Source organism: uncultured Ruegeria sp. (assembly GCF_947489545.1).
Taxonomy (GTDB): domain Bacteria; phylum Pseudomonadota; class Alphaproteobacteria; order Rhodobacterales; family Rhodobacteraceae; genus Ruegeria.
The window spans coordinates 1-439 of the sequence record NZ_CANLDZ010000090.1 but is presented as its reverse complement, the minus strand read 5'-3'; the positions used below and the strand labels follow the sequence as shown (position 1 = coordinate 439).

1 protein-coding gene is annotated in these 439 nt (G+C 58.8%); it reads right to left on the bottom strand.

Annotated elements, in window-relative coordinates:
- On the bottom strand, window positions 1-439 hold a 439-nt coding region (locus Q1B13_RS26890), incomplete at both ends, for a putative Ig domain-containing protein (protein ID WP_299085968.1).

The window sequence follows — 439 nt, the reverse complement described above, 5'->3', positions numbered from 1 at the left end:
CATCTCCGTCGACATCGCTGTCATTGGCCAGAAGGGCGGCGGTATCAATCGAGGTGACGACATCTTCTGTAACCGGCCCAGGACTTTGGATAACAAAGTCATCAGCCGCAGCAGGGGCATCGTTGACGGGGGTAATATCAAGCGCAAAGGTGCCACTTGCAGAAAGCGACCCGTCGCTGGCCGTCACCGTGACAGCCAAAGGGCCATTGAAGTCCTGCGGCGGAGTGCCCGAGAAGCTTCCCGAAGCCGCATCAAACACCAGCCAGCCCGGCAGGGCCGCACCCCCAACCAGCGCTGCACTCAGGGTCAGCGCATCACCATCCACATCCGTGAATGCGTTCGCCGGCAATACAAAGCTCACAGATTGATCTTCTGCTGAAGACTGATGCGGCAATGCAAGGGCCAGAACAGGTGCAGCGTTGGTTCCGTGCACAACAAC